The sequence below is a fragment of the Endozoicomonas atrinae genome, assembly GCF_001647025.1.
GTDB classification, from domain to species: Bacteria; Pseudomonadota; Gammaproteobacteria; order Pseudomonadales; family Endozoicomonadaceae; genus Endozoicomonas; species Endozoicomonas atrinae.
Window position 1 is genome coordinate 1 of the sequence record NZ_LUKQ02000665.1, and the last position, 817, is coordinate 817.

General features: G+C 43.8%; 1 pseudogene. It reads right to left on the reverse strand.

The features are described from left to right. Window positions 1–627: 627 nt before the first annotated feature. Window positions 628–817 (reverse strand): annotated as a pseudogene (locus tag AK963_RS36350) (IS630 family transposase); the annotation flags it as partial.

Here is an 817-nt window from a genome sequence, read left to right on the forward strand (position 1 = left end):
GCTTGATTTGTCAACCGATTGTTTTTCATTCATTTCAAAACAACCCACCTTCAAACCGCACTTCCCGGTCAGCGATGAATAGTCATTCTGCTGATCCGTGGGTGACCTCTGGGTCAGTCCGTGGAAGAGCGGCGAATTATAGGGAACTCAGTGAAATATGCAACCTTCGGAAAACACCTAACAACACACCACAAAGTGTTTCCATTATATTCTTGGAGCGCCCTTTGGAAGATATATCATGCAAAACCTGTGAGGGACATCTCGCCAGCGCACAAGCTGGACAGAACCATTCTTAAAATGCTTAAACTCCCTATTAGAAATCATATCCTCAGTAAATACTCCCTTTCTTTCTCCCGAAGGGTCATACACTAATATCCCCTCATCATGATTAGCTATTACAGCCATAGCATGCCCAGTAGGAGAGCCTGTTTTCAATGCTGAACATGCTGCGCTCATTCTAACCAAAGCCTCTGACTCAGACTCCAGTTTTCGGGTGCATATGATCACTGGGATTTGCAGCTTTAGACAGTCAGAAAGGTACTTTTGATGCTTACGCCAAATCTTCTGCTCACTTTCTGTTTTGCCATAGTGCCAGTTGAGAGAAATAATACCAATTGAATTTTCTAACTACTGTATAACTGCCCAATCACGGGAGCACAGACTGAACAGTCGACCAGCTTCGCTGCAAAGGTTATTCCAAGCTTCACAGCAACAATCTACAATATTTTCATAACCTGAAAATGCTTTGTTTGATAAGTCATGCTCCCGCATCCACTCCCATAGCCTTTCTGAGCTGTTTAACTCCGGTGCGAATGGT